The following is a 26,633-nucleotide window of genomic DNA, read 5'->3' on the forward strand; positions in this document are numbered from 1 at the left end:
GCTGTCGAGCGAGGTGAGGGAGGCAGGCACGCCGCCACCTCTTGCCCTTCGGGATATTCTGACCCAAAACCTTGTTCCACCCATTTCCGCAAGCGGATGGCGAGTGCACACCTGCCAGGTACGCATTGTGGGTCCCGCGGCCGGCGTACCGCTATTCGGGAATTTCTCGGCAATGGCCAGGAGGGTCTGCCACCGTGTCCGGGGCAGTTTGAACGCTATACGATGCTTCGGCCCGGTCCCTTCGTCCGCCCCGGTCGCCGGTTCTTCTAGGAGCGCAAGCCTGTGTACGAGACCAGCAGCAGCACGCTGTCGGCGAGCCAGGAGCGGCTGTGGTTCATCGATCAGTACATCCCCGCGCCGGTCAACACGCTGGCCGGTGAGTTCCGGGTCAGCGGACCGCTCGACCAGCGCCTGGTGCAGGACGCCTTCGGTCAGGTCGTCGACCAGCTCCCCGGCCTGCGGCAGGTGATCGGCTCGGTGGACGGCCGTCCGGTGCCGGCGATCGCCCAGCATCCGGGCCTGCAGCTCATCGATGTGAGCGAGTTGCCGCGCGCCGAGCTGACCGGCCGGCTGGAGGCGCTGCGGGACGAGGCGGCCGGCCACCGCTTCGCGATGGGCGAGACTCCCATGGTGTCGGCGACGCTGGTCCGGCTGGCCCCGCAGGAACACGTCCTGCTGCTCAGCGCGCACCGGGCGGTCCTCGATGAGGCCAGCCTGTTCCGGCTTCCCGAACTCATCGCCGACAGCTACCGCGCGCTGCGATCCGGTCAGCGGTGGCAAGCCCCGCCCAACGACCTGGAGCCCTGCTACGCAGCGGTCGCGGAGTTACGGACCACGCCGGCGGTCCAGCAGCGGCTGGCCGAGCTGCAGGCTCAGCTCGTCGACCTGGCGCCCCTGGAGCTGCCGACCGACCGGGCTCGGCCCGCCCAAGCGGGCTATGCCGCCGGATCGGTCAGCCAACCGCTCGGTCGCAGGCTTGCCGACCGGCTGCGGCAGGCCTCCGACGAGCTGCAGGTTCCGGCCGCCACCTTGCTGCGCTCGGCGTTCCAGGCCTTGTTGCATCGCTATACCGGCCAGCGCGAGCTGGCCATCGGCACGCTGGGCGGCCGGCCGCGGCCGGGATTCGCCGAGCTCCTCGGCCCGCTGAACTCCTGGCAGCTCGAGCTCTCCGGGATCGGGGACCGGACCACCTTCCGCGACCTCGCGCTCGCCCCGCCGGCGCAACCGGTCGCCTTCGAGTGGCTGGTGGAAGCCGTGCAGCGGCCTCGCGATCCCGGGCGCAGCCCCCTGTTCCAGGCGTGCCTGCGCCAGTTGGACGGCACCCCGGCGGCGGACTTCGAACTCGCTCGGCTCACCTCGGCGCGGCTGCTGCCGCCCGCGGCGACCCAGTTCGACCTCGACCTGCTGGTCGAGCCGGATCCCGCCGAGCAGTCGCTCACCCTGAGCTACCGGCAGGACCTGTTCGACCCGGCCACCGCGCGGCGCATGCTCGGCCATCTCGTCGGAATGCTGGCCGCGGGGCTCGATCAGCCGGACCAGGAGGTGCTGTCGCTGCCGTACCTGGATCCCGACGAGCGGCTCCGGATCGAGGTCGACCTCAACCGCACCGACGTGCCCTACGCCTCGACCGCCACCATCCAGCAACTGTTCGAGGAGCAGGTGCTGCGCAGGCCGGATGCCCGCGCGCTGACGATGGAGGGCAGGCATCTCAGCTACGCCGAGCTGAACCGCCGGGTGAACCGGCTCGCGCACTTCCTGCGCGGTCAGGGCGCCGGCCGGGGAACGCTGATCGGGCTGTGCCTGGACCGCTCGTTCGACATGATCATCGCGATGCTGGGCGTGGTGAAGGCCGGAGCCGCCTACGTGCCGCTGGATCCGGGCAATCCGCCCGACCGGCTGCGGTTCATGATTGAAGACACCGAGCTGCGGCTGATGCTGACCAGCGAGAAGCTGGACGGCACCGTGGCGCTGCCCGAGGGCGGCACCGTCGTGGTGCTGGACCGGGACAGCGATCAGCGCGCCATCCAGGCCCAGCCCGAGAGCAACCCGGCGAACCTCAACCAGCCCGAGGACCTCTGCTACGTCATCTACACCTCGGGCTCGACCGGACGACCGAAGGGCGTGCTGACCCCCCATCGCGGCATCGTCCGGCTGGTCAGCAACACCGACATCCTGGAGCTGGACGACCAGACCAGCTACATGCAGACCTCGCCGCTGTCCTTCGATCCGAACAGCCTGGAGATCTACGGCCCCCTGCTCAACGGCGGCCGGGTGGTGCTGCTGCCGCCGGGCGTGCCGACACCGGCACTGGTCGGCCAGACCGTCCGGGAGCAGGGCGTCGACACGCTGTGGCTGGCAGCGCCGCTCGCCGCGCTCACCATCGAGACCAACCTGGCCGACCTGGCCGGGCTGCGCCAGTTCATGGCCGGCGGCGATGTGGTGTCGCTGCCGCACATGCGCCGGATGCTCACCGAGCTGCCGCACGTCCGCCTGGTCAACGGGTACGGGCCCACCGAGGTCGCCGCGTTCAGCGTCAGTCACAAGATCACCCACCTGGATCCGGACTGGCCCTCGGTCCCGATCGGGCGACCGTTGCACAACACCACCGCCTACATCCTCGACGACCGGCAGCAGCTGGTACCGGTGGGCGTGTGGGGCGAGCTCTACCTGGGCGGCCCGGGGGTCGCCGTCGGCTACCACAACCGGCCGGAGCTCGACGCCGAGCGGTTTATCGCCGATCCGTTCCGGCCGGCACCCGGTGCTCGGCTGTACCGGACCGGTGACCGCTGCCGCTGGCTGCCGGAGGGCCTGATCCAGTTCCAGGGCCGGCTCGACACCCAGTTCAAGATCGACGGCGTGCGCATCGAACCGGGCGAGGTGGAAAGCCTGATCACGGCCGACCCCACCGTCCTCGCCGCCGTCGTCGCCGCCCCCGTGATCGAGTCGCGGCGGTCCCTGGTCGCCTACATCGTGCCGGCCGGGCCGGACTTCGACGTGGCCGCGCTGCGCGGCAGGCTGCGGTCCGGCCTGCCCGCCATCATGGTGCCGGCGCACTACGTGCTGCTCGACGCGATTCCGCTGACGCCCAACAACAAGGTCGACTACGCCCGGTTGCCGACGCCGGCGGCCGTCCGGGGCAGCGGCCACGCACCGAGCACCCCCACCCAGATCCAGCTGGCCGAGATCTGGCGCGAGGTGCTGGGAACCGAGGAGATCGGCGAGGAGGACAACTTCTTCGACCTCGGTGGCCAGTCACTGCGCGCCATCCCGGTGCTCGCCGCCATCAGCGCCCGGTTCGGAATCGACCTGTCCGTCCAGGACGTCTTCGAGATGCCGACGCTGGCCGGGCTCGCGCAACGGATCGAAGACCGGATGCTGGCCGCGGTGGACCCGCAGGAACTGGCCAGGTTGCTCAGCCAGGCCCTCGACTGAGCCGGTGGTCGCGGCGTCCCTTCCCGGCCGCCGCGGCCGCCGTCAGCCGGACATCCCGCAGCACCGCAGTAGACCACCAGCCGGCGCCGACCCGCCGGCTCTTGGAGGAGGAGAGAGATGGAAGACCTCGCGCAACGGCTGGCAGGCCTGTCCGCCGACCAACGCGCCGCCCTGCTCGCCCGGCTCAGCCGCAAGCTGACCGAGGAGCGCCAGCCGGCCGCCGAGATCCCGCGACGGGTCCAGGACTCCTCCCCCATCCCCCTGTCCTACCAGCAGGAACAGCTCTGGTTCCTGGAACGGCTGGCACCCAGCCAGCCGACCTACAACATCCCGATCGCCTTCCGGTTGACCGGCCCGCTCGACGAGCCGGCGCTGCGGCAGGCGCTGCAGCACATGGTGCGCCGGCACGACGCGCTGCGGACCCGGTTCGCCGAGGTCGACGGCGTACCGCAGCAGATCGTGGAGCCCCCGGAGGACTGCCAGCCGGAACTGGTGGTCGAGGATCTGCGCGGCACCGATCCGGAGCTGGCCTACCGCCGGCTCTCCGAGGACGTCCAGCGGCCGTTCGACCTGCACGCCGGGCCGCTGTTCCGGTCGCTGCTGCTCCGCCTGACCGACGACGAGCACATTCTGGCGATCACGATGCACCACATCTGCTCCGACGGCTGGTCCTCGGCGATCGTGAAGGCCGAGCTGTCCAGCTGCTACAACGCGTTCCGCGAGGGACGGCAACCCGAACTGGCGGAGCTGCCGGTGCAGTACGCCGACTATGCGAGCTGGCAGCGCGAGCAGTTCGGCAAGGACGCCTTCGAAGAGCAGCTGGACTACTGGCAACAGCGACTCGCCGCACTGTCGACGCTGGAACTGCCGACCGACCGGCCCCGGCCGGCGACGCTGTCCTACCGGAGCAAGTCGGTGACCAGCGTCGTGCGTCCGGAGCTGCTTGCCGAGCTGCGGGCGCTGGCGGCCAGCCGCAACGCGAGCTTGTTCATGGTGCTGATGGCGGCCTACATGACGGTGCTGGCCAGGTACAGCGACGCCGAGGAGATGGTGGTGGGAACGACCACCACCGGCCGCGACCAGGCCGAGCTACGGCCGCTGATCGGCTACTTCGTGAACATGATCGTGCTGCGCACCGAGGTGGGCGGCGACCCGTCGTTCCTGGAGCTGCTGGACCGGGTGCGCACCACCGTGTTGGAGGCGTGGCGGCACCAGCAGGTGCCCTTCGACATGGTGGTGCAACGGGTGCAGCCGCCTCGCGAGGCGTCCCGCAACCCGTTCTTCCAGGTCGCCTTGCAACTGCTGGGCAGCGAGACCGAGGGCAGCGAGCCGGCGCTGTCTGGCCTGGACGTGGAGTCCGTCGAGATCAATCCGGACGGGCACCCCTTCGACATGTCGATCACCGCCTCGGAGAGCCGGGACCAGCTGCGGCTGCTGCTGGAGTACTCGACCGACCTGTTCGACGAGCCGCGGATGCGCCGGCTGCTCGGCCACCTGGAGACGGTGCTGGCCGCGGTGGTGGCCGAGCCGGACACCCCGCTGTCGGCGATCCCGCTGCTCACCGAAGCCGAGCTCGGCTGCCTGCTGGACAGCTGGCAGGGGCCGGCGGCGCCGCGTTTTCCCGATCCGGTGCACGTGCAGATCCACAACTTCGCGGTCAGTCATCCGGACGTCATCGCCGCCAAGGTGGGCGATCGGGAATTCAGCTTCGCCGAGCTGGACGACCGCTCGCACCAGCTCGCGCTAGCGCTGCGGGAGCACGGCGTCGGGCACGGCGACATCGTGGCGCTGTTCGTCCAGCGCGGCTTCGACCTGCTGGTGGGCCTGCTCGGCGTGCAGAAGGCCGGCGCGGCCTTCGTGGTCCTGGACATCACCCATCCGAGCAACCGGCTGGAGTACATCCTCGACGACACCGCCGCCAAGGTGGTGCTGACCAACGGCGAGCTGGTCGACCGGTTGCCTGCCGAGCAGGGCTGGCACCGGCTGCTGTTCGAGCAGGTGCGGGCCACCGATCACTCCGGAGCCGAGCTGGTCGAGCTGGCCGACCAGCACAGCCTCGCCTATGTGCTCTACACCTCCGGCTCGAGCGGCCGGCCCAAGGGCGTTCTGGTCGAGCATCACGCGCTGAGCACGTTCATCCACTGGCTGCGTGGGTTGTTCGACTTCGGCCCGGGCGTCCGGATGCTCCAGCACATGGCGCCGGGCTTCGACTTCGCGGTCGGCGAGTTCTTCACCTCGATGGCCTTCGGCGTGACGATCGTTTTCGTGCCGGAGGGACACCGGGTCAATCCGGAGGTCATCGGCGAGCTGCTGGACAGCGAACGGATCAACTACCTCGGTGGCCCGCCGACGATCCTCGGCCGCATCCCGATGCGCGAGTACCCCGACCTGCGTTTCCTGATCGGCGGCGGTGAGGCGCTCACCGGCGAGCTGGTCAACCGGTGGAACACCCCGCAGCGCCGATTCATCAACGGCTACGGCCCCACCGAGGCGACCATCGGCTGCAGCTTCTACGAGTGCGAGCACCGGGTGTGGACCGGCCAGCCGCCGATCGGCCGGGCGATGCCGAACCGGGTGGCCTACGTGCTGGGCCCGTCGAACACGCTGCAGCCGGTGGGAGTGCCCGGTGAGATCGTGGTGGGCGGCGAGGGCCTGGCCCGTGGCTATCTCAACCTGCCCGAGCTGACCGCGGAGAAGTTCGTGCTGAACCCGTTCCGGCCGGGCGAGCGGATGTACCGGACCGGGGATCTGGGCGTCTGGACCGAGAGCGGCCAGATCCAATTCCTCGGCAGGGTCGACACCCAGGTGAAGCTGAACGGCCTGCGGATCGAGCTGGAGGAGATCGAGTCGGCGCTGACCGCGCACCCGCTGGTCAGCGAGGCAGCGGTCGCCGTCCGGGACGGCGCCGGCGGGCTGGCGACGCTGATCGGCTACGTGGTCCCGGCCGGCTCCGAGGAACCGGCCGGCGAGCAGTTGCGCGAGTACCTGCTGCGCGAGCTGCCTCCCTACATGGTCCCGCTCACCTTCCTGGTGCTCGAGGAGCTGCCGCTCACCACCGTGGGCAAGGTCGATCGCAAGGCGCTGCCCACCCCGGGCGCCCCCAGTGACGCGGCGAAGCCCTTCGTGGCGGCCGAGACCGCGACCCAGCGGCAGGTGGCCGACATCTTCCAGCAGGTGCTGGGTGTCCCCCTGGTGGGCGCCGGCGACAGCTTCTTCGACATCGGCGGCAGCTCGCTGGACGCCGCCCGGGTGCTGTCCCGGATCACCGAGGCAACCGGCGCGGAGCTCACCATGCGTGATTTCTACGCCAATTCCAGAGTGGACCAGGTGGCGACGCTGCTCGAGCAGCTGGCACCCGCGACCGAGGACGACGAGGTCGACTCCGAGATAGCGGAGCTGGAGGCGCGCCTGGCCGAGGCACGCAACCGCCTTGCCCACCGGAAGAACCCGGCGGCCCGGCCGGCTAAGAGGTTCCAGCCCGGTGAGCATGCCCCGCTCTCGCCGGCCCAGGAACAGCTGTGGTTCCTGGACCAGCTGGCCCCTGGTGAGCCGACGTACAACCTCGGGGTGCCGATCCGGCTGACCGGCCCGCTGGATCTCGAGCTGGCCGAGGCGGCGCTGGAGCGGTTGCTCACCCGGCACGACGCGCTGCGCACCAGGTTCGGCTCCGATGCCGAGGGCCCGTACCAGACGATCGTCGAGGCCCCGCCGGTGCGGTTGCCGGTCACCGATCTCAGCCAACTGGCGGCCGGCGAGCGGGAGGCGGAGCTGGAGCGCGAGCTGCGCCAGGACGCCCGGCAGCCGTTCGACCTCAACGCCGACCTGCCGTTCCGGGCCCGGGTGATCCGGCTCGGGCCGGACGAGCACGTGCTCAGCATGGTGATGCACCACATCTGCTCCGACGGCTGGTCGGTCGGCGTCCTGATGCGTGATTTCGCCGAGATCTACGACGCGTTGCGCCACCGGCGCGCGGTGGAGCTGCCGGAGCTGACCGTGCAGTACGCCGCGGCGGCGGCCCGGCTGCGGGAGCAGGCTCGATCCGGTGAATGGGACGCGCTGGTCGACTACTGGGTCGGCCGGCTGGCCGGTTCGACACCGCTCGAGCTGCCCACCGATCGCCCCCGGCCGCCGATCGCGTCCAACCGCGGCGCCCTGCTGGTGTACCGGATGCCGCCGGCGCTGCTGGATCGGCTGCATGCCTTCAGCAGGTCCGAACAGGTCAGCTCGTATGCCACGTTGCTGACCGGCTTCGCCTCCCTGTTGCACCGCTACAGCGGCCAGGACGACCTGCTGGTCGGTACCAGCAGCAGCGGCCGGGACCGCCCGGAGCTGGAGGACCTGATCGGGTTCTTCGTCAACATCCTGCCGCTGCGGATCGACCTGTCCGGCAGCCCTACCTTCCGGCAGGCGGCGCGGCGCACCATGAGCACGCTGCTGGAAGGCTGGGAGCACCAGGCCGCACCGTTCGAGCAGGTGGTGCAACGGCTCAACCAGCCACGCGACCCGTCCCGCAATCCGGTGTTCACGGTCTCACTGGACATGCTCAACGCCAACCTGATCGACCTCGCGGTCCCGGGCCTGGCCGCCGAGTTCCTCGACGTCGACCCGCTGGTGTCGCGCTTCGACATGGCGATCAACGCCTACGACGGCGCGGACGGCCTCACCTTCCGGGTCGAGTACTCCACCGACCTCTACGACGCCGAGCGGATAACGGCGATGTTCAGCCACCTGGAGCGGCTGCTCGCCGAGGCGCTGGCCGACCCGGATCACCGGCTGGACACGATCGCCCTGCTGACCGAGGCCGAAACCGCCCAGCTGCTGGCCTGGGGCGACGGTGCTGCCGGGCCGGCCGGCGCTGCCGACCTGTGCCGGCTGTTCGCCGAGACCGTCGACCGGTACCCGGATCGGGTCGCGGTCCGGCAGGACGGCCAGGACTGTACCTACCGGCAGCTTGCCGGACGGGTCGCCGGGCTGCTGGCCGAGTTGCAGCAGGCGGGGGTGCGGGCCGGCGACATCGTGCCGGTGCTGCTGCCGGGTGGGCTGGACGAGGTGGTTGCCCTGCTGGCGATCCAGCACGCCGGCGCCGGTTACCTGCCGCTCGCCCTCGACAACCCGCCGCATCGGCTGGCGCTTCAGCTGTCGGACGCCGGCGCCCGGTCGCTGGTGACCACCTCCGCCCACGCCGGGCGACTGGCCGGGCTGCCGACCTCGCCGGTCCTGCTCGACCGGCTGACGCCGGCCGGCACGGAGCAGGCACCGGAATCGACGCCGGAGGTGGACGGCCGGTCGCTGGCATATGTGCTCTACGTCCCGGGTCCCACCGGCGAGCCGACCGGGCTGCCGATCGAGCACGCCATGGTGACCAACTACCTCGCCTGGCTGGGCCAGGAGATAGGGCTGGGCGCCGAAGACCGGCTGCTGCACTGCGGCGTCCCCGGTTCCGACACCGCGATCGCGGAGGTGCTGGGCGCAGTCTGCACCGGCGCCACCCTGGTCGTCGCCGCGCAGGACGAGCTGGATGACCCGGCAGCGCTGGCCGGGCTGGTGCGTCGCGAGCGGGTGACGCACATCTTCGGCACCTCGACGCTGGTCGGCCTACTGCCGGCCGGCGACTGTCCGGACGTCCGGGTGGTGGTGCTCACCGGCGAGCGGGCCGATCCCGAGGTGGTCAACCGGTGGACGGCCGATCCCGGCCGCCGGGTCTTCACCCTCTACGGCCCGGCCGAGACCACCATCGCCTGCTCCTGGTTCGAGTGCGCCTCCGGCGAGCGGTACCAGACCGAGCCGCCGATCGGCCCGATGATGCCGAACCGGCACTGCTACCTGCTCGACCCGGCGGGCAACCTCGTTCCGCCGGGGCTGCCGGGTGAGGTGGTGATCGGCGGCACCGGGGTCGCCCGCGGCTACCTGAACCGTCCCGAGCTCACCGCGGCGGCATTCGTCGCCGATCCCTTCCGGCCGGACGGCATCGTCTACCGGTCGGGTGACCTGGCGCTGTGGAACCCGCGGGGCCAGCTGGAGTTCGTCGGCCGGCGGGACGGCCGGGTCACGCTGCAGGGGTCGCGGATCGAGCCCGGTGAGATCGAGCAGGTACTGCGCACCCATCCGTCGGTCAGCGATGCCGCGGTCGCGGTGCGCGGCACGGGCACCGGCGAACCCGCCCTGGTCGGCTACGTGGTGACGGCCGAGCCGGTGCCGGAGCCGGCCGTCCTGGGCGAGTACCTGGCCGAGTTCCTGCCGCCCGCCATGATTCCGGGCAGTTGGCTGGTACTCGCCGAGCTTCCGCGCAGCAGCAACGGCACGCTCGACCGCAACGCACTCCCCGACCCGGGGCTCAGCACCGGCTCCGGAACCCGGACGGCGGCCGAGACGGCCACCGAGAAGGTGATCGCCGGGGTGTTCGCCGACCTGCTCGAGGTCAGCGATATCGGCGTCGGCGACGAGTTCTTCAGCATCGGCGGCAACTCGCTGCTGGCGATTCGAGCGGTCAACCGGATCAACGAGGCCTGCGACGTCGAGCTCTCGGTGCGGGAGTTCTACTCCGGCGCGTCGGTAGCCGGGTTGGCCGTCCTGATCGACCAGCGGGCCGACCAGCTGCGGCTGGAGCAGGAGCGCCTGCTGGCCTCGGTGGAGGACATGACGGAGGAGGAAGTGGAGCGGTTGCTCCGCGGCGAGTGACCGGGCCGCGCCGGTTCAGGCACGGGTAGCCGATCCAGACACGGATGAGGGAATCGCATGTCCGAAGAATTCGATGCACGGGTTGCACAGCTCTCCGATCGCAAGCAGGAACTGCTGCGCCGGCTGGCCAGCCAGGCGGCGGCTCGCGGCCCGGCCGGCCAGCCGTCGGCAGCGGGTGGGACACCGGCCGGCCCACCGGCCGCTCAGCAGCAACCGGCCGGGGCGTCACTGGTCCTGCTCAGCGAGGGCGGCAGCGCCGCGCCGCTGTACTGCCCGCACGCCGTCTCGGGTTCGCCGTACTCCTACCACGCCCTAAGCCGGGCACTGCGGACGGAGCGGTCGGTGTACGGCTTCGAGGCACCCGGCCTGGAAGGCGGGGCCGACCTCATCACCGACGTGGTCGAGTTCGCCCGCCGGTACAGCGCGGAGCTGCTGCGGCAGCAGCCGGAGTCATGCCACCTGCTGGGCTGGTCGATGGGCGGGTACGTGGCCTTCGAGATGGCGCGTCAGCTGACCGAGGCCGGCCGGCCGCCGGCCACCCTGATCATGGTGGACAGCCACGATCCCGGACCGTGGGAGATGCCTCCCGAGCCCGAGGTCCAGCTGGCCTTCCTCAACGAGCTCGCCGCGATGGCGGGCCGGCCGGCGATCCCCTGGGAGAGCGCCGCTGACGTGCTCACCGAGCCCGAGCTGGACGGCATGATCAAGCTGGCCACCACCGCCGGGCTGATCGCACCCGACGTACCGGCCAGCTTCGTCCAGAACCGGTACCGCGTCTTCCGCGCCAACATGCGGGCCATGTACGGCTACCAGGCCAAACCCTTCCCCGGCAGGCTGGTCATGCTGGAAGCGGCCGAGGGAGCCGACCTGCTCGGCTGGGCTCCGTACGCCGAAGGAGGATTCGAACGGGTGAGCGTGCCGGGCAACCACTACACGATGTGGGCGGAGTCGAACCTGCCGACGCTCATCGAGGCCGTCCGCACCATCCTGGCCAGGGACAACCCGGCGCCCGGAAAGGATTACCGCTAGCATTCCCGCCCATGACGAGCTGGTTCCGCGATGAGTGAGCTGGCGCAGACCTCCAAGGACCGGTGGGGCAACCTGCCGGTCAGCTACGACGAGCACAATCTGAAGATCTCCCAGTACCACGTGATGGCGGACTGGGAACGGCCCTACATGGAGCGACTGGCCGAGATCGCCACGTCCAGGGGCGGGACCGTGCTGGAGGTGGGCTACGGCATGGGGATCGCCGCGTCCGCCCTGCAGGCCCGCAATGTCGACCTCCACCTCGTCATCGAGTGCCATCCGGACGTGATAGCGCGGTGCGTGAGCGCACATCGGACGGCGCTGGCATCCGGTTCGATGCACCTGCTGACCGGGTACTGGCAGGACGTCACGCCGCTGCTCGCCGCCGCCTCGATCGACGGCATCCTCTTCGACACCTTCCCGGTCTCTGCCCAGGAATGGGTCGGCACGCACATGTTCTTCTTCGAAGAGGCGTACCGGCTTCTCAAGCCCGGCGGGGTGCTGACCTACTTCTCCTCCGAGCCGACCACGCTCGGCGAGCCGCATCTCGAGCGGCTCGAGCAGGCCGGCTTCGAACGCGGCAACATCTCCTTCGAGGTGTGCCCGGTACAGCAGTCCGAGGACTCCAAGTACTGGGACGCTTCCTCGATCGTCGCTCCCATCGTCGTCAAGTAGCCCAGCTCAGAACGGCCAGGACGGGATCTCCGGCAGGTCGGGGCGGGTCGGCCGGCCGACCAGCCAGGCCAGCACCTCGTGGTCGGGCAGCTCGGGCACCGCGACGTCACCCACTGCCTCCTTCAAGGCAGGCAGCTCGGTGGTCAGGGTGGCCGCGACGAACTCGGCCGGCCAGTCCGCCGGGGTGTGACCGAGGTCGAGATCGAGGTGGTGGATCTCCACCTCGCGCCACCGCAGGGTGACCAGGTCCCGGGCCGCCACCGGCTTGCGCCAGCGGACCGGAGTGTCGAGCGCGTCCTCGGGAAGCAGCCGCAGAGTCGCCAGCGCCCGCGACCCGGCGAAGTCGTGGTCGGCCGCCAGCAGGGAGGCCGGCCGGCCGGCGCCCTCCTCGATCGCGGCGTTGCGCGCGTCCGGACCGCCCGGGTACATCTCGGCCGGTTCCCTACTCAGCACCCCCAACGCCAGCCGGCGGATCGCGTCGGCGTTGCGGCACAGGTGGGTGGCGACGTGGCCGCGGCTCCAGCCGGGCAGCCTCGACGGTTGCCGAGCCTGGGAGTCGGTGAGGCCGGCCAGGGTCTCGGCCAGCCGGGCGTGCGATCGTCCGAGCTGGTGCAGCAGCTCGGCATGGTCAGCCGTCATGGCCGAGATCCTAGGCACCGGCGGCGGCTGGCGCGGGCGCCCTGCCGGATGAGCTCTTCTACTCATCCCCGGTCGAGTAGTTGTCGCGATCCGCCCGCGGCACCCGAGGGCCAGGCTCGTCGGCATGGATCTCACCCTCTCCGGCAGCACCGTTGCGACCGTGCGCCTGTCCGGCACCGTCCGCGTCCTGCTGCAGTTCCTCCGGGGCCTGCTGGCCCTCGCGCTGGTCCGCCTCGCCCGGGCCACCATCGGCCGGCGGCCGGCCGGGCTGGCCGTCCTCGGCCGGCACGGCGGCACGCTGGTCGAGCTGGCCGGCCCGGTCGCCGCGGTCCTCACCGCGATGCATGCCCGGCGCACCGTGCCGGCCTACCGGTCGGCGACCGAGAGCGCCAGCCCGTGGCGCTCGGCTCTCGAAACCGGCCGGCTGGCGGGCTACCTCGATGCCCTGCCGGTGCTGGACAAGAGCAGTTACATCGACCGCTACCCGCTGGCCCAGCGGTGCCGCGGCGGCCAGCTCCCGGAGAACGGTGTCGAGCTCGACGAATCCTCCGGCTCGTCCGGCCGTCCCTACCAGTGGCTTCGCTCGCGTGCCGAACTGGACCAGATCGAACGGGGCCTGGCCGTCCAGGCGCGGGGGATGCTGCGCAGCCGCGCGCACGACCGGGTCGTGGTGCTCAACTGCTTCTCGATGGGAGCCTGGGCCACCGGCTCGTCGGTGACGGCCGCGTTGCGGAGCCTCGGCCTGATCAAGTCGTGCGGACCCGACGCCGACAAGGCGCTGGCCGCGATCGAGCTGATCGGCCCGGATGCCTGCTACGTCGTGTGCGGCTACCCGCCGTTCCTGGCCACGCTCCTCGACGCCGCGGCCGCGCGCGGGAAGGACCTGCGCGGCTACGAGCTGTGGGGGTTCGTCGGCGGCGAGGGCATGACCGAGGTGCTGCGCAGCCGGCTCGAACGGGTCTTCTGCCGGGTCCGGTCCGCCTACGGCGCGTCCGACCTGGACATCGGCGTGGCGGGCGAGACGGAGCTGGCGGTGGCCCTCCGGCAGGCAGCGGCCGCGAACCCGGACCTGGCCCAGGCGCTGTTCGGCCACACCGGGCGGTTGCCGATGGTCTTCCAGTACGACCCGTCGACCTATTCCGTCGAGACGATCGGCGGCGAGCTGGTCGTGACCGTCACCCGGCGGCTGCTCTCGCCCCGGGTCCGCTATGCCGTCCACGACGCCGGCGGATCGCTTTCCTACCGCACCGCGCTGGCGATCGCCCGGGCCCACGGCGTGGAACTGCCTCCCGGCGGCGCCCGGCTGCCGTTCCTCTACGTGGCCGGGCGGGCGGACTCCACGCTGTCCTACCTGGGCGCCAACCTCTACCCCGAGGACGTGGACGCGGCCCTCGGCGCGCTGGCCGAGGAGCATCCCGAACTCGGGCTGGGCGCCTTCTGCCTGGAACTGGCCGACGCGGCAGACGGCACCAGCGTGCCCCGGATCCATGTCGAAGCGCGGCACACCGCGGCGGCGGAGCAGATCCGGGCCGGCATCGCCGGCTGGCTGGTCGCCCACAACCGGGACTGGGCGGCCGCCGCCACGGAGAACGCGCACGCCCTGGCCTTCGAGATCCGGCTCGCCGCCCCGGGAAGCGGGGTGTTCCAGGCCAACGCCCACCGCATCAAGCGCCGCTACGTCCTGCACTGACCAGCACCAGCCCACGAACCGCACACTCGAATGACCTTGCGAAGAAAGGCGATTCCGATGACTTCAGCTACCGCCCCGACGACAACCGCCGGACAGACAGCAACCGCCGGGCACATGACGACCGCCGGGCACGCCCTGGCCGCGACGCTGCCGGCCGCTCACCGGCGGGTGCTGAGCGCCGCACTGCGGGCCCCGAGCGCCCACAACGCCCAGCCCTGGCGCATCTCCGTCAGACCCGGCCGGTACGAGCTGCACTACGACCACCACAACTACCTGCCCGCCGACCCCGAGGACCGGGACGCCTACCTGTGCATGGGCGCGTTCTGCGAGACCCTGGTGCTCGCGGCCGTCCGCGAGGGACTGGTTGCCGAGGTGCGCCTGGTGCTGCGACGCACCGGCACCGACCTGCACGTCGCCGACGTCGAGCTGCAGCCGGGCGTGGTCGCCGACCCGCTGGCCGCCAGCGTCGCCGACCGGGCGACGAACCGGTCCCGGTACACCGACGAACCGCTCCCCGCCGCCCTGACCAGCGCCCTGCGCGACCTGCGGTGCGTGCTCGTCCCGACCGGCGAGGTGGCCAGGATCGTCCGGCGCGCCTCGGTGCTGTCCTGGCGCGACCGGCGCTTCGTCGGCGACCTCAGGGCGTGGATCCGGGCCGATGCCGACCGGCCGGACGGGATGACCCGGCGGCAGCTCCGGCTTGCCGGCTACGAATGGCTGGCACTGCGGGCCGCGTTCGTGCTGGGCCGGCTGCCCGCGCCACTGGCCCGCGCCTACAGCGGGCGCGACATCCGGTTGCTCGGCGAGGCACCGGCGGTCGCCGTGCTGTGCGCGGACTCCGACAGCCCCGCCGACCTGGTGGCGGCAGGCCGCCGGCTGCTGCGGGCCTGGACCACGATCTGCGCCCACCGGTTCGGCTACCACCCGATCTCGATCGCCATCGACCGTCCCGAGACCCGGCCGGACGTCGCCGCGCTGGCCGGCGGCCACGGCACCCCGGTCGCGCTGTTCCGGATCGGCCGGCCAACCGAGCCCGCCGGCGAGAGCAACCGGCTCCAGCTGGCCGACGTGCTCCGCGGCTGAGGCGACACCCAACGGGTGCCCAGCGCTACTCGGCCATCCCCTGCTCGATGGCCCACCGGGTGAGCTGCACCTTGTTGTGCAACTGCAGCTTGCGCAGCGTGTTCTGCACGTGGTTCTGCACCGTCCGGTGCGAGAGCACCAGCCGGTCGGCGACCTGCCTGGCGGTCAGCCCCTTCGCCACCAGCCTGAGCACCTCGGTCTCCCGCTCGGTCAGCCGCGCCGGGTCGTCGGCCGGCCCTGCAGCCAGCCGCCGGAACTCGCCGAGGACGAGGGCAGCCAGGCCCGGCGAGAACACCGCCTGGCCGGCCGCCGTCCGGTGCACCGCCTCGATGAGTTCCTCGGTGGCCGCCGACTTGACCAGGTAGCCGCGCGCTCCGGCCTTGGCGGCGGCCAGCACGTCGGCGTCCTCACCGGAGGAGGAGAGCATCAGGACCCGGATCGACGGATCGGCCCGCACCAGCTCAGCCGTCGCCTCGACACCGGTGATGCCCGGCAGCTGGAGGTCCATCAAAACCACATCCGGTCGGGTCGCCGGGGCCAGCCGGACCGCGGCCTCGCCGTCGGCCACGCAGGCAACCACCTCGAAGCCCGCCTCGACCAGGTCACGCTCCACCGCCCGGCGCCAGATCGGATGGTCGTCGACGACCATCACCCGGGCCCCCGCCCCCTCCTCGCTCACCGCGCGGCTCCCCTCGACGTGCCGGCCGGGACGACGATGTCGACCTCGGTGCCCTCGCCGGGTACCGAGCTGATCCGGACCCGGCCGCCGAGCTCGGCGACGCGTCCCCGGATGGACTCGGCCACCCCGACACGGCCCTCCGCGGCGGCCTCGTCCAGCCGGCCCGGCCGCAGGCCGCCGCCGTCGTCGCGCACCGTCACCGCGACCTGGTCGCCGAGATCCTCCAGGAACACCCAGGCCGTGGCGCCGGCTCCCGCGTGCCGTTCGACATTGCGCACCGCCTCCCGGGTCGCGGCCAGCACCTCGTCGGCCACCTGCCCGGCCAGCAGCACCGGCGCGTCCGGCACCGAGACGGTCACCCGCGCCGAGCGCAGCGTGACGAGGTCGGCGGCGACATTGCGCTGCCCGGCCGGGGTCGGCGCCAGTGCCTGGCTGGTGATCAGCGCTCGCAGCGCCGCTTCGGAAGCCGCGGCCTCCCGGGCCAGGTCGGCCCACTCGCCACCCGCCGCGGCGCCGCGGCGATGGACCAGTCCGAGGACCTGCAACACCCCGTCGTGGATGGAGCGGGTCAGCCGATCGCGCTCGGCCAGCCGGGCACGCTCGGCGGCCGCCTCCGCTCGCTCCTGCTCGGCCCGCACCGCCGCCGTCGCCAGGTAACCGACGACCCCGCCGACCAGGACGAGCAACACGCCGTTGGCCAGCGTCCGGCCGTCGTAGCCCTCACGCACCAGCACGCTCGCCCCGAGCTGCAGGAGGCCGGCCAGCACGCCGGCGGCACCGCCGAGCAGCAGCCCGACCTCGATCGCCGGACCGGCCGCCCAGATCGAGGTCAGGGTCGGCATGCTGCCGTGGTACTGGCTCGGCTGCTGGGCCAGCCGGGTCAGGATCGTCAGGCCCGCACAGGCGATCGTGTCGGCCAGCACGAAGCCGAGCCGGTGCGCTCGACCCGGCCACGCCACCAGCACTACCGCCCCGGTCACCAGCACCATCGCCGCACCCACCCCGAACGCCACCGCCGGTTCGGCGTACAGGTCCCGCCAGCGGAGGATCAGGTATCCGCAGAACGCCAGGGCAGCGATCCGGAACACCGCGGCAGCCCGCCACAGCGACAGCAGCACGCCCGTCGCCACACCGGGCCCGACCGCGCCCGGGAGCCGGTGCCACGGCACCCGCCACCAACCCCGATCGGTCATCCGGTTTCCCGCCTGCCCAGCACTGCCTGCCATTCCGCGTCAGAAGCTACTATCCGGCCATGGTGAGCTGGGCCGACTTCGCCGAGGGCGCGCCACGGATCGCGGCGATCTTCACCCGCCGGCACGCGGCGACCGGCAAGCTGTGCATGCTGGCCACCCTGCGCGCGGACGGCTCGCCCCGGATCAGCCCGATGGAACCGCGGATCTTCGAGAGCAGGCTGTGGCTGATCGGCATGCCGGACACCACCAAGTTCCGCGACCTGGCGCGGGATCCGCGGTTCTGCCTGCACACCGCCACCGTCGACACCCAGGTCGGCGACGGCGACGCCAAGCTCTGGGGCGTGGTCCGCCACGATCCCGACCGGGACCTGCACCAGCGCTTCGCCCAGGACCTGTTCGACGACATCGGCCTGGACCTGCGCGGGGCTGAGTTCGACCACTTCTACGAGGCGGACCTGACCAGCGCCTCGGCCGTCGAGATCGTCGACGGGCATCTGGACGTCACCGTCTGGACGCCGGGCCGGCCGGAGCGGGTGATCCGCAAGCACTGATCCCCACCCGGGGGCAGCCGGATTCCGGTTCGGTCACCGACCCGGCTCAACCGGGCGTGGGCCAGACCGATAGAGCTAGAGTCCGGCGCTACCGACGTCGCCTCTCGAAGGGCCGCCCAGCTATGCAGCACCCGACCTACGGGCCGCCACCGCACCCGGCAGCGCAGTGGTATCCCCCGCCGCCGGCTCCGCGTACCGGCGGCCGGGGCCTGGCCATCACCGCCCTGGTGCTGTCCGGCCTCGCGCTGCTCGGCGTCCTGATCGTGGGAGTCGGGTTGCTGGTCATGAACGCGCCGTCCGACGAGGGGGACTCGGTCACCGGACCGCTCACCGGACAGCTGACGGCCTCTCCGCACGGCGGTCGCGTTCTCGGCGCCACCCTGGCCGAGGCGGTCACCGACCGGATCACCCAGGACGGTGGCGAGGTCTCCCGGATGGACTGCCCCGTGACTCCGAAGGCCGGCCAGGGCATCGTGACGGTCTGCCACGGCGTCATCAGCATGTCGGACTGGGCCGTCATCGTGTACTTCGAGGACACCGACGGTCGCTTCACCCTCGAACCGCTCTAGGCGCAGCGGGCCCGACCCGCGGGCTCAGTACTCGTGGCTGAGCAGGTCGGCCAGGATGAGCAGCCGCCGGACGGTGCCGGTATCGCCCCGGGCGGCCTCGGTCGCGTCGACCAGCAGCCGCTGGGTGGTTTTCAGGTCGGCCGTCGCCGCGAGCCTGGCCAGCCGTTCCAGGTCGTAGGGCTGCACCGTGCTGTCCTTGAGCGCCTCGGAGAACGACGCGACCACCAGCACCGGGTCCAGCGCGGTACTGAACTGCCGCCTGCCGTAGGGGTCGGCGACGGTGCGGAACAGCAGCTTGTCCCCCTCGGTGAAGTCGAGCTTGAACTCCCAGTGCAGCTGGTACACCGCGCGTTCGAAGTCGTCGTCGTCGGCGAAGCGGAAGTCGCGCCCGCAGTACGCCTTGCGCTCGGCCCTGCGTTCGGGCCGTTCGAACTCGCTACGCAGCTCGGCCGGCGCGATCGGTCCCCCGCCGCCGGCATGCCGCTCGCGCAGGATCTTCAGCAGCAGCCGCAGCGCGCCGCTCTCGGCCTCCCGGCGGGAATCGCGGCGCCACTCCTTGACGGTCTTGAAGGTCCAGCCGACCAGGCCGGCGACCAGGGTGACGAAGGTGAGGAACATGCCGATATCGACCGTGTGGTCCAAGGTCAGCCCGAACGGGTCGAGACCGGCGGCGAGGCTTGGCATGGCCACTCCCGGCAGCGTCCTGAATCGGACCAGGATAGCCACCGGCGACCGGGCGCGTGCCGGGTTTCACCCGAACTGTGGCGACGCACGGTGCCACCGCGGTCTCTCCGCGTCACCTTTCCGCCAGCTTGACGTTGGTAGGTATTCAGTAAGAGAAATGCTCCCCCGCCTGCACCGCTATCGGTCCCGTCCGTGGAGGCTCCATGACCCAGTACGTCCGCACCAGGCGGCGCAGCGCCGCCGCCCGACTCGGCGCCGGCGCGCTCGCCGCCGGTCTCGCCGTCGCCATGACCAGTGGCAGCGGGGCGTCCGCCGCCCCGGCCGCGGCCCCGACCGCCGCGGCCGGCAGCAGCCTGTCGCTGCTCGGCATCCCGATCGGCTTCTCCGACCTCGACGCCCGGGTCGGGCAGGTCGCCCCGACCGCCGCCCAGCAGGACCGGGTCTCAGCCCTGGGCGCCGTGGCCCGGTTCACCCGGTACGGCACGGTTGGCTCCCTCATCTCCTACGGCGGCTATCTCGGCACCGGCTACTCCGGCGACGCGGTCGCCGTGGCCCGGGCCTGGCTGAAGGACAACGCGTCGCTGTTCCGGATGACGCCGGCCGAGGTCGACGCGCTGCCCCTGCTCAACGACCAGCGAACCGCCGGTGGCGCCGGCCACGCGGTGCTGTTCCGCCAGCAGTACGGCTCGCTGCCGGCCGCCCAGGACGGCCTGATCGACGTCAGCGTGACCGGCGACAAGGTCGTCTACGTCTCCTCCTCGGCGACCGGGCCGCAGACCGCACCGCCGGCTGCCACCCTGTCGGCCACCGCCGCCTGGCTCAAGGCCGCCGCCAACGTCGGTCGCGGCCTGGCCGGCACCGGCCTGTCGGTCCCGACCGTCTCCGACGGCTGGAGCGTCTTCTCCGCACCCGGCTTCGCCCAGCAGCAGCGGGCCCGGCTGGTCGCGGTGCCGACTCCCGCCGGCCAGGCCCGGCCGGCCTGGGAAACCGTCGTGCTGGACGTCCAGGGCGGCGCTGCCCAGGCCTACACGGTGTTCGTCGACGCGGTCACCGGCGACATCCTGATGCGCTACAACCGGGTCCAGCACAGTGCGGCCAGCAACCAGTTCAGCGCCACCTTCACCGAAGCGGCCTGCGGGCCGGCGGTACCGGGCGGCACGGTCGACGCCGCCACCAAGCAGATCGTGGTGGCCGCCACCTCGACGGTGCCGACCAACGACATCGTGGTCCGGCTGGTGTTCGGCGGCATCACCGTCGCCTCCAGCAGCGATGCCGGCGTCGGCCAGGAGGAACTGACCTACGCCCCCGCCGGCGGGGTGCCGGCCGGCGACTACTTCGTGCAGGTCTGCCCGTCACCCGCCCCGGCCGGGCCGTTCGTCGCCCCGCTCACCGCATCGGGTGTCTTCCTGTCCTCCGACACGGCCGATCCCGCGGGAGCCGGCCTGCCCTACCCGCCGAAGTGGAAGTACTTCTTCAACGCCCCGCCGCTGGACTACTCCGCCACCGACAACCGCAAGACCGGCTGCTGGGAGACCACCAACCAGACCGGCTGCGACCGCAAGGAGCAGAACCTGGCATCCCGGGCACCGTGGGACGTCGACCCGCACACCAACCTGCCCACCTTCACCACGTCGGGCAACAACGCGGTGACCGCCGAGTCGTGGCTGTCCCCGCTCACCCCGGGCCCGCTCGGGCAGCGCCCGCTGGCCGCCGACCGCAACTACAGCTTCCCCTGGACCAACACCTGGAACACCTCCAAGTGCAACCCCACCAGCCTGACCGGAACCGCTCGCAACGACATCGACGCGGCGGTGACCAACCTGTTCTCAGGCCACAACCGGTTCCACGACTTCGCCTACTTCCTCGGTTTCACCGAGGGAAACTACAACGCCCAGCTGAGCAACTACGGCAACGGCGGCGCGCAGGGCGACCCTGAGATCGGCAACGTCCAGGCCGGCGCCGTCAGCGGCGGCGCGCCGTCCTACGAGGGCCGCGACAACGCCAACCAGGTCACCCTCAACGACGGTGTTCCGCCGATCACCAACCAGTACCTGTTCCAGCCGATCTCGGGTTCCTTCTACGCGGCCTGCTCCGACGGCGACTACGACGCCTCGGTGTTCGGCCACGAGTACACCCACCTGATCAGCAACCGGATGGTCGCCGGTCCGGACGACGGCCTGTCCGGCCACCAGGCGGGCTCGATGGGTGAGAGCTGGGGCGACCTGGACGCGTTGGAGTACCTGCACGAGTTCGGCTACACCCCGCAGAACGGTGAGAACCCCTGGGCCGAAGGACCCTACGTCACCGGCAACAAGCAGCGCGGGATCCGCAACTACGGCCTGAACACCAACCCGCTGAACTACAGCGACATCGGCTACGACATCACCGGTCCCGAGGTGCACGCCGACGGCGAGGTCTGGAATGCCGTCAACTACGACATCCGCCAGGCCCTGGTCGCCAAGTACAACGCCGCCTTCCCCGAGTCCGACGCCGCCCTGCAGCTGCGCTGCGCCCAGGGGACGCTGCCGGCCGACCAGTGCCCGGGCAACCGGCGCTGGATCCAGCTGGTCTACGACGGCTGGCTGATGCAGCCGTCGGCCGACAGCATGCTCGACGCCCGGGACAGCTACCTGGCCGCCGATCTGATGCGCTTCGGCGGCGCCAACCAGGCAGCGCTGTGGACCGCGTTCGCCAAGCGCGGCTTCGGCAAGAACGCCACCACCAACGGCACCGACGACACCGACCCGCAGCCCAGCTTCGTGGCGCTGACCGGATCGCAGGCCGGCACGGTGAAGTTCACGCTGAGCGCGCAGGACAAGGCGGGCGCACCGAAGGTCGCCGGCGCCCGGATCTATGTGGGCCCGTACTCGGCCGGCGTCACCCCGGTGGCCACCTCGGACGCCAATGGCGTAGCCAGCTTCACCGCTGAGCCCGGCAGCTACACCATCACCGTGGTCAAGCCCGGCTTCGGCGTCCAGAGCTTCACCCAGACGGTGACGGCGGCCAAGACCACCGCTCGCGCGGTCGGCCTGCCCACCAACCTGGCCTCCTCGGCCAGCGGGGCCACCGTCACCGGCGACGCCACCAGCACCAACCTGACCGGGCTGATCGACGACGACGAGGCGACCACCTGGACCGACGACACCGCAGTCCCGGTCAACGTCAGCAAGCCGTCGGTGGTGGTGCACCTGGCCAACACCGCCAGCGGCCCGGTGACGGTCCGGACGGTGCGGGTCAGCGCCTTCACCCAGCAGACCGGCGGCCGGTTCACCGCGTTGCGACAGTTCGCGATCGCGGCGTGCACGGCCAGTGCGGCCAACCTAGGCTGCACCAGCCCGACCGGTTTCCAGACTGTCTACACCAGTCCGGCGAACGCCTTCCCGGCCGGCCAGCCGCGCCCGCTGGCACCCGACCTGCTGGTGCGCACGTTCGACATCCCGGACACGGCGGCGACCCACCTGAAGCTGATCGTGTTGAACAACCAGTGCACCGGCGCCCCGGAGTACCAGGGTGACCAGGACAACGACCCGCTCAACGACAGCGACTGCGTCGCGGGTTCTTCCACCACCAACCCGCTGCTGACGCCGCAGGCGCCGACGGTGAAGGCAGCCGAGTTCCAGGCCTACGCCTCCGCCCTGAAGTAGGCCGGCCGCAGGACCTGAACGGGGCGCTGCCGGGGGTTACCCGGCAGCGCCCCGTTCCGTCCGCAACCGCGCTCGCTGTCGCCGAGGCTGGGTCGGGAGTACCTTGCGCGGCATGTCGGCTGTGTTCGAACCGGCGCACGAGTCAGCGGCACCGGCGCGCTACCGGACCGGTGGGAGCTCTGGGCTGTCCACCGGTGTGGCCATGCTCGTGATCGCCGCCGCTGACCTCCTGCTGCTGAGCCTCTACCTGGTGGCCTTCAACCTCGAGCCCACCGGAGCGCCGGCCACTCTGCTCGCCATCGGGACGTGGACCGGCCTGACCGCCCTGGGGGCTGCGTTCCTCACGGCGGTCGTCTGGAGATGGCGACGGCACCCGGGCGATCCCGGTGGCGGGAACGGTGGCGGTGGCGGGCCGCCGGAGCCCGGCGGCTGGTGGCCGATCATCGCCGTCCTGGTGCTGACCGCGGTGGGCATCGTGGTCGGCTTCGCGGTCGCGTACTGGCTCTGCTACCCGGCGGTTGCCGGGGCACGGGGCTATCCGGGCCGGTTGGACGCATTGCATGCGGTGCACGGCAGCCTCAGCACGCTGGCCACCCTGGGCGAGGGCGTGGACCCCTGCCCGCTGACCGCGTGCCTGAAACCTCCCGGACTGCTGGCCGTCGAGATGATCCAGGCCGTGGTCGGGCTGGTCTTCCTCAGCGGTGCGGTCAGCCTCGCGCTGTCCGCGGTGGCCGACCGGATGCGGCCCGGGTAAGCCACTCAGGCAGAGGGGCGCTGCCGGGAAGTCCCGGCAGCGCCCCTGCCCTGCTATCCGATCAGCTGGTGCCGATCAGCTTCCGATCAGCTGCTGGGCACCGCCACGTTGGCGGTCCGCAGCTCCTGGTCGTTGGCCACCGCGGCGTTCGACGCGCTGGCGGTGCACAACTGCGGTGCGCTGCTGGTCGTTCCGGTGCCGGGGCACAGGAACAGCTCCGGCGTCCGGGTGTCCATCCACAGCGGGTTGGCGTTCGACGGTGCCACCAGGCCGGTGTAGTCACCAAAGAACACGCCGTCGAACTGGGTGGGCGGCGGCATCGACGAGGACGTGACCCGCTTGACCCCGTAGTTCACGGTGTCGTTGCTGCCCGACAGGCTGACGTCGGAGAACCCGGTGGTCTCGTCGTTGCCGTACTGCCGGTCGTAGTACGAGGTGGCGAGCTTGCCGGTCTTGGTGAAGTCGATCCACTGCCACCACTGGTCGGTGGTCGCCTGGCCCGGGTCGGTGGTGGCCACCTGCAGCACCCGCGGGTCGGCCGTCGTCCCGGTGAAGGTGTTGCCCTTGTCATTGGAGACGCTGACCAGGATGTCGTTGTTGCAGGAACCCGGCACCTTCACACCGGTGTACAGGTTGAGCCCGAACGGCGAGAAGCCGGTCGGCACGCAGCCGTTGGACTCATTCGAGTGCCGGTTGATGTAGGAGCCGAAGGTCACCACGACCTTGCTCGGGTTGGTCGGGTCGACCGCACCGGACGGGTAGTTGACCGCACGGAAGTAGGAGTTCGTGCTCGGGCCCTTCTCCGGCACGCAGGCCCGGCCCGGGTCCTTGCCACCCTGGTAGGTCGCGCAGTCGGGCAGGTCGTAGTAGTCGCTGACCTTAACCGGCGGCGAGAAGGTGTTGCCACCGTCGGTCGACTTCGACAGCAGCATCTGGTTGCGGTTGTCGGCCGGGTCGGCGGCGTTCAACGCCGCGCCAGCGGCGTCCTCGCCCTCGTCGCCGCCCTCGCCCTCGTCGTCGCCCTCCTCCGGCAAGCCGGCGCTGACCGAGTTGTTGAAGTTGGCGTAGACGATGTAGAGCGTGCCGTCCGGGCCGGTGAACGGCTGCGAGAACTGGTTCTCGTTGCAGGTGGAGTTCTCACCGGTGGTGGCCACGGTGCCGGCGCCGAAGGTCTGCACGCACAGCGAGCTGGTGGTGCTGACCAGGTGCGGCGGCGTGAAGTGCTCGCCGTAGTCGGCCGAGTACGCCTCGTAGATGAAGGCCGAACCATCGGCGGCGAACTCGGTCCAGGACACGTACACCCGGTCCTGGTACGGGCTGCCCACGTGGTTGTCCACCGTCATCAGCTGCTTGTCGAGGAACGGCGAGATGCCGCTGGCGGCGACGTCGGCGCTGGCCCGGACGTAGCGGCCCGGGAAGTTCCAGGAGGCGCCACCGTTCTGGGTGGAGCGGTAGAGCACCAGCGCGCTGGAGATGTCGGGGTTGTTGCTGGTCGGCTCGCCGCGGTTGAACAGCTGGCAGCTGAGGTAGGCGTTGCCCTTGGTGTCGAAGGCCACCGAGGTGTCACCGCCGCCGCCCCAGTACTGCCGTGCGGCGCCGAAGTCCACCACGTCCTCCTCCTCGCCGCGGGTGAAGCTGGTGGGCGGGGTGCTGTCCTGCCAACTCCGGCCGCCGTCGCCGGAGTAGGAGGTGTAGCAGTTGCCGTCACCGGTGCGGTAGTCGTTGGCCGAGGCCACCATCACCTGCGGGTTGTTCGGGTCGTAGGCGATGGAGGTCTCGTTGTTGGCCTGGCCGCGACCGTTGAGGTCGGCGTCGGTGAGGTTGAGGCAGTTGGCGTTGACCTTGACGTTGGAGGACAGGATGTCCTGGCACCCCTTGTCGCCGTTGCCGCGCGGGGTGTAGGTGGGGTTGAAGGAGGAGGAACTCGGGTTGGAGCTGCTGTTGGCCTGCAGAGCCAGGGCGGAGCCGCCGGACAGCAGCCGCTTCTGGATCTTGTTCAGCTGGTTGTAGGAGATCCCGGTGGCAGCGGCGGGACTGCTACCGGTTCCCGCCGAGAGCGAGAACGCCACGAGCGCCAATGCAGACGCTGAGGCGGCAAAGCCAAGTGAACGTTTCACGTGCACCTCCAGGCACCGGACGCCACTCTGCGCCCGGCAAGCGAAGCCGGACGCGGCTGCGCCCGGCGGGTTTTCGGCGCAGGGTCAGGTGTCACTCACAGCACACGGCGCTCGGGGCTGAACGGGGTGCCAACAAGGCATACCTGAGCACATACGCTGAACGGGGACGGCGGCGAACATACTCTCGATATCGCAGCCAGGTAAAGAGTTGCCCAGGACAAATTTCCGCTGCACTCCCCGGCCCTGCCCTCAGTCCAGCAGGCCGACCTGCCGGACCACCTCGCGGGCGCAGCCGTAGGCCAGGGTCACGCCGGCCCCGCCGTGCCCGTAGCAGTGCACCACCGGTCCCTCGGCCTCCAGCCGGACCGCCGGCCGGGCCGGCCGCAGCCCGACCCGGTGGCCGAGGATCCGGGCACCGGCCGCTGCCGGCACCAGCGCCGCGCACCGGGCCAGGATCGCCTCGGCGGTCGCCGGCCGGACCTCGAGGCCGGCGTCGCCCTCCTCCGCGGTGCCGCCGAGGATCACCGTGTCGCCGCGCGGCACCAGGTAGGTCAGCCGCACCGGGTCGGCCTGGTCGAGCAGCCACTCGGCCAGCCCGAACTGCTCGACCACGACGATCTGGCCGCGCACCGGGCTCAGCGTGGCGTCCCCGGCCAGCTCCCGGGCCCCCAGGCCGGTGCAGTTCACCGCGACGTCGACCCCGTCCAGGGCGGCCGTCAGGTCCGCCAGCCGGCCGGCGGCGACCGCTCCCCCGCCCGCGCGCAACCGGTCGGACAGCCAGGCCAGGTGCACCGCCATGTCCACCACCGGCACGGTGAGGCGGTACCCGTCGCGGTAGCCGGCCGGCAGCCGGTCGCCGGGAATCCGGGCCAGGTCCGGAACCGTCGAGCGCCACCACGGGTCGGCGGCGGGCTCGGCGAACAGCTCCCGGCCCGCCAGCAACCGCACCCCGGTGCCCGGCTCGGCCGCCAGCTCCGCCAGGTCGGCGAAGCTGGCGTGCAGCCAGCCGATCACCTGGGCGGTCGGAGTGGCCCGGTAGGGGTACCAGAGCGCCGCGGCGACCGCGGAGGTGGTCGCCTCCAGCAGGTCGGCCGCCACCACCTCGACCCGGTGGCCGGCCTCGGCCAGCCGCAGCGCGCTGGTCAGCCCCACGATCCCCGCGCCGACGACTCGTACCCGCATCTGGCCATCTCACCACGCGCGCCGCCGCCCGCGGTTA

General features: G+C 71.4%; 16 protein-coding genes. 10 read left to right on the forward strand and 6 right to left on the reverse strand.

All coding sequences use genetic code 11. The features are described 5' to 3' along the window. Positions 1 to 282 precede the first annotated feature (282 nt). From VLJ82_RS18515 to VLJ82_RS18530, 4 genes are all read left to right on the forward strand, one after another. The gene (locus VLJ82_RS18515) at positions 283 to 3,432 is read left to right on the forward strand and encodes a non-ribosomal peptide synthetase (protein WP_408664839.1); all 3,150 of its coding nucleotides are present in this window, start codon (positions 283 to 285) and stop codon (positions 3,430 to 3,432) included. A 117-nt stretch (positions 3,433 to 3,549) separates the two neighbouring features. Then, positions 3,550 to 10,110 carry an amino acid adenylation domain-containing protein gene (locus VLJ82_RS18520; protein WP_408664840.1) on the forward strand — a complete coding sequence of 2,187 codons (6,561 nt, stop codon included), beginning with the start codon at positions 3,550 to 3,552 and terminating at the stop codon, positions 10,108 to 10,110. A gap of 57 nt (positions 10,111 to 10,167) precedes the next feature. Further along, a complete protein-coding gene (locus VLJ82_RS18525) occupies positions 10,168 to 11,139 on the forward strand; it encodes an alpha/beta fold hydrolase (RefSeq protein WP_408664841.1) in 972 nt (323 codons plus the stop codon). 30 nt (positions 11,140 to 11,169) lie between these two features. Further along, positions 11,170 to 11,811, forward strand: coding sequence for a class I SAM-dependent methyltransferase (locus VLJ82_RS18530; protein WP_408664842.1), 642 nt, complete (start codon positions 11,170 to 11,172; stop codon positions 11,809 to 11,811). A gap of 6 nt (positions 11,812 to 11,817) precedes the next feature. On the opposite strand, the gene VLJ82_RS18535 is transcribed toward VLJ82_RS18530, so the two are convergent. Beyond that, positions 11,818 to 12,450 (reverse strand): maleylpyruvate isomerase family mycothiol-dependent enzyme, encoded by a 633-nt coding sequence (locus VLJ82_RS18535; RefSeq protein ID WP_408664843.1) that lies wholly within the window; start codon positions 12,448 to 12,450, stop codon positions 11,818 to 11,820. Positions 12,451 to 12,574: 124 nt separating this feature from the next. Here VLJ82_RS18535 and VLJ82_RS18540 point away from each other — a divergent pair, with 124 nt between their 5' ends. Next, a complete protein-coding gene (locus VLJ82_RS18540) occupies positions 12,575 to 14,140 on the forward strand; it encodes a phenylacetate--CoA ligase family protein (RefSeq protein WP_408664844.1) in 1,566 nt (521 codons plus the stop codon). A gap of 114 nt (positions 14,141 to 14,254) precedes the next feature. Beyond that, on the forward strand, positions 14,255 to 15,223 hold the full coding sequence (locus VLJ82_RS18545; protein WP_408664845.1) for a hypothetical protein: 969 nt from the start codon (positions 14,255 to 14,257) through the stop codon (positions 15,221 to 15,223). Positions 15,224 to 15,248: 25 nt separating this feature from the next. Here the strand turns inward: VLJ82_RS18545 and VLJ82_RS18550 are convergent, their stop codons facing one another. Continuing rightward, a complete protein-coding gene (locus tag VLJ82_RS18550) occupies positions 15,249 to 15,872 on the reverse strand; it encodes a response regulator (protein WP_408664880.1) in 624 nt (207 codons plus the stop codon). 26 nt (positions 15,873 to 15,898) lie between these two features. After that, entirely contained in the window at positions 15,899 to 17,095 is a 1,197-nt protein-coding gene (gene macS, locus VLJ82_RS18555) for a MacS family sensor histidine kinase (protein ID WP_408664846.1), read from the reverse strand. Between the two features lie 59 nt (positions 17,096 to 17,154). On the opposite strand from macS, the gene VLJ82_RS18560 reads away from it, so the two are divergent. After that, on the forward strand, positions 17,155 to 17,646 hold the full coding sequence (locus tag VLJ82_RS18560) for a pyridoxamine 5'-phosphate oxidase family protein (protein WP_408664847.1): 492 nt from the start codon (positions 17,155 to 17,157) through the stop codon (positions 17,644 to 17,646). A gap of 122 nt (positions 17,647 to 17,768) precedes the next feature. Further along, the gene (locus VLJ82_RS18565; protein WP_408664848.1) at positions 17,769 to 18,215 is read left to right on the forward strand and encodes a hypothetical protein; all 447 of its coding nucleotides are present in this window, start codon (positions 17,769 to 17,771) and stop codon (positions 18,213 to 18,215) included. A 24-nt stretch (positions 18,216 to 18,239) separates the two neighbouring features. Here the strand turns inward: VLJ82_RS18565 and VLJ82_RS18570 are convergent, their stop codons facing one another. Beyond that, positions 18,240 to 18,899 (reverse strand): hypothetical protein, encoded by a 660-nt coding sequence (locus tag VLJ82_RS18570; protein WP_408664849.1) that lies wholly within the window; start codon positions 18,897 to 18,899, stop codon positions 18,240 to 18,242. A 203-nt stretch (positions 18,900 to 19,102) separates the two neighbouring features. Here VLJ82_RS18570 and VLJ82_RS18575 point away from each other — a divergent pair, with 203 nt between their 5' ends. Together VLJ82_RS18575 and VLJ82_RS18580 are read left to right on the forward strand one after the other, a co-directional pair. Then, on the forward strand, positions 19,103 to 22,543 hold the full coding sequence (locus VLJ82_RS18575) for a M36 family metallopeptidase (RefSeq protein ID WP_408664850.1): 3,441 nt from the start codon (positions 19,103 to 19,105) through the stop codon (positions 22,541 to 22,543). A 112-nt stretch (positions 22,544 to 22,655) separates the two neighbouring features. Next, on the forward strand, positions 22,656 to 23,297 hold the full coding sequence (locus tag VLJ82_RS18580) for a hypothetical protein (protein WP_408664851.1): 642 nt from the start codon (positions 22,656 to 22,658) through the stop codon (positions 23,295 to 23,297). A gap of 86 nt (positions 23,298 to 23,383) precedes the next feature. Here the strand turns inward: VLJ82_RS18580 and VLJ82_RS18585 are convergent, their stop codons facing one another. Then, positions 23,384 to 25,366, reverse strand: a complete 1,983-nt coding sequence (locus VLJ82_RS18585) for an exo-alpha-sialidase (protein WP_408664852.1) — start codon at positions 25,364 to 25,366, stop codon at positions 23,384 to 23,386. 297 nt (positions 25,367 to 25,663) lie between these two features. Continuing rightward, complete coding sequence (locus tag VLJ82_RS18590) at positions 25,664 to 26,596, reverse strand: FAD-dependent oxidoreductase (RefSeq protein WP_408664853.1); 933 nt, start codon at positions 26,594 to 26,596, stop codon at positions 25,664 to 25,666. Between the last annotated feature and the right edge of the window lie 37 nt (positions 26,597 to 26,633).

Origin of the sequence: Jatrophihabitans sp. (assembly GCF_035474675.1) — a bacterium.
Lineage (GTDB): Bacteria > Actinomycetota > Actinomycetes > Mycobacteriales > Jatrophihabitantaceae > Jatrophihabitans_A.

Excerpts from the sequence above, each read along its gene's own strand:
- VLJ82_RS18545 (WP_408664845.1), top strand. The coding sequence starts at position 14,255 with ATGACGACCGCCGGGCACGCCCTGGCCGCGACGCTGCCGGCCGCTCAC.
- VLJ82_RS18590 (WP_408664853.1), bottom strand. The coding sequence starts at position 26,596 with ATGCGGGTACGAGTCGTCGGCGCGGGGATCGTGGGGCTGACCAGCGCG.
- VLJ82_RS18570 (WP_408664849.1), bottom strand. The coding sequence starts at position 18,899 with ATGCCAAGCCTCGCCGCCGGTCTCGACCCGTTCGGGCTGACCTTGGAC.
- macS (WP_408664846.1), bottom strand. The coding sequence starts at position 17,095 with ATGACCGATCGGGGTTGGTGGCGGGTGCCGTGGCACCGGCTCCCGGGC.
- VLJ82_RS18540 (WP_408664844.1), top strand. The coding sequence starts at position 12,575 with ATGGATCTCACCCTCTCCGGCAGCACCGTTGCGACCGTGCGCCTGTCC.
- VLJ82_RS18580 (WP_408664851.1), top strand. The coding sequence starts at position 22,656 with ATGTCGGCTGTGTTCGAACCGGCGCACGAGTCAGCGGCACCGGCGCGC.
- VLJ82_RS18525 (WP_408664841.1), top strand. The coding sequence starts at position 10,168 with ATGTCCGAAGAATTCGATGCACGGGTTGCACAGCTCTCCGATCGCAAG.
- VLJ82_RS18535 (WP_408664843.1), bottom strand. The coding sequence starts at position 12,450 with ATGACGGCTGACCATGCCGAGCTGCTGCACCAGCTCGGACGATCGCAC.
- VLJ82_RS18560 (WP_408664847.1), top strand. The coding sequence starts at position 17,155 with ATGGTGAGCTGGGCCGACTTCGCCGAGGGCGCGCCACGGATCGCGGCG.
- VLJ82_RS18550 (WP_408664880.1), bottom strand. The coding sequence starts at position 15,872 with ATGGTCGTCGACGACCATCCGATCTGGCGCCGGGCGGTGGAGCGTGAC.
- VLJ82_RS18520 (WP_408664840.1), top strand. The coding sequence starts at position 3,550 with ATGGAAGACCTCGCGCAACGGCTGGCAGGCCTGTCCGCCGACCAACGC.
- VLJ82_RS18530 (WP_408664842.1), top strand. The coding sequence starts at position 11,170 with ATGAGTGAGCTGGCGCAGACCTCCAAGGACCGGTGGGGCAACCTGCCG.
- VLJ82_RS18575 (WP_408664850.1), top strand. The coding sequence starts at position 19,103 with ATGACCCAGTACGTCCGCACCAGGCGGCGCAGCGCCGCCGCCCGACTC.
- VLJ82_RS18565 (WP_408664848.1), top strand. The coding sequence starts at position 17,769 with ATGCAGCACCCGACCTACGGGCCGCCACCGCACCCGGCAGCGCAGTGG.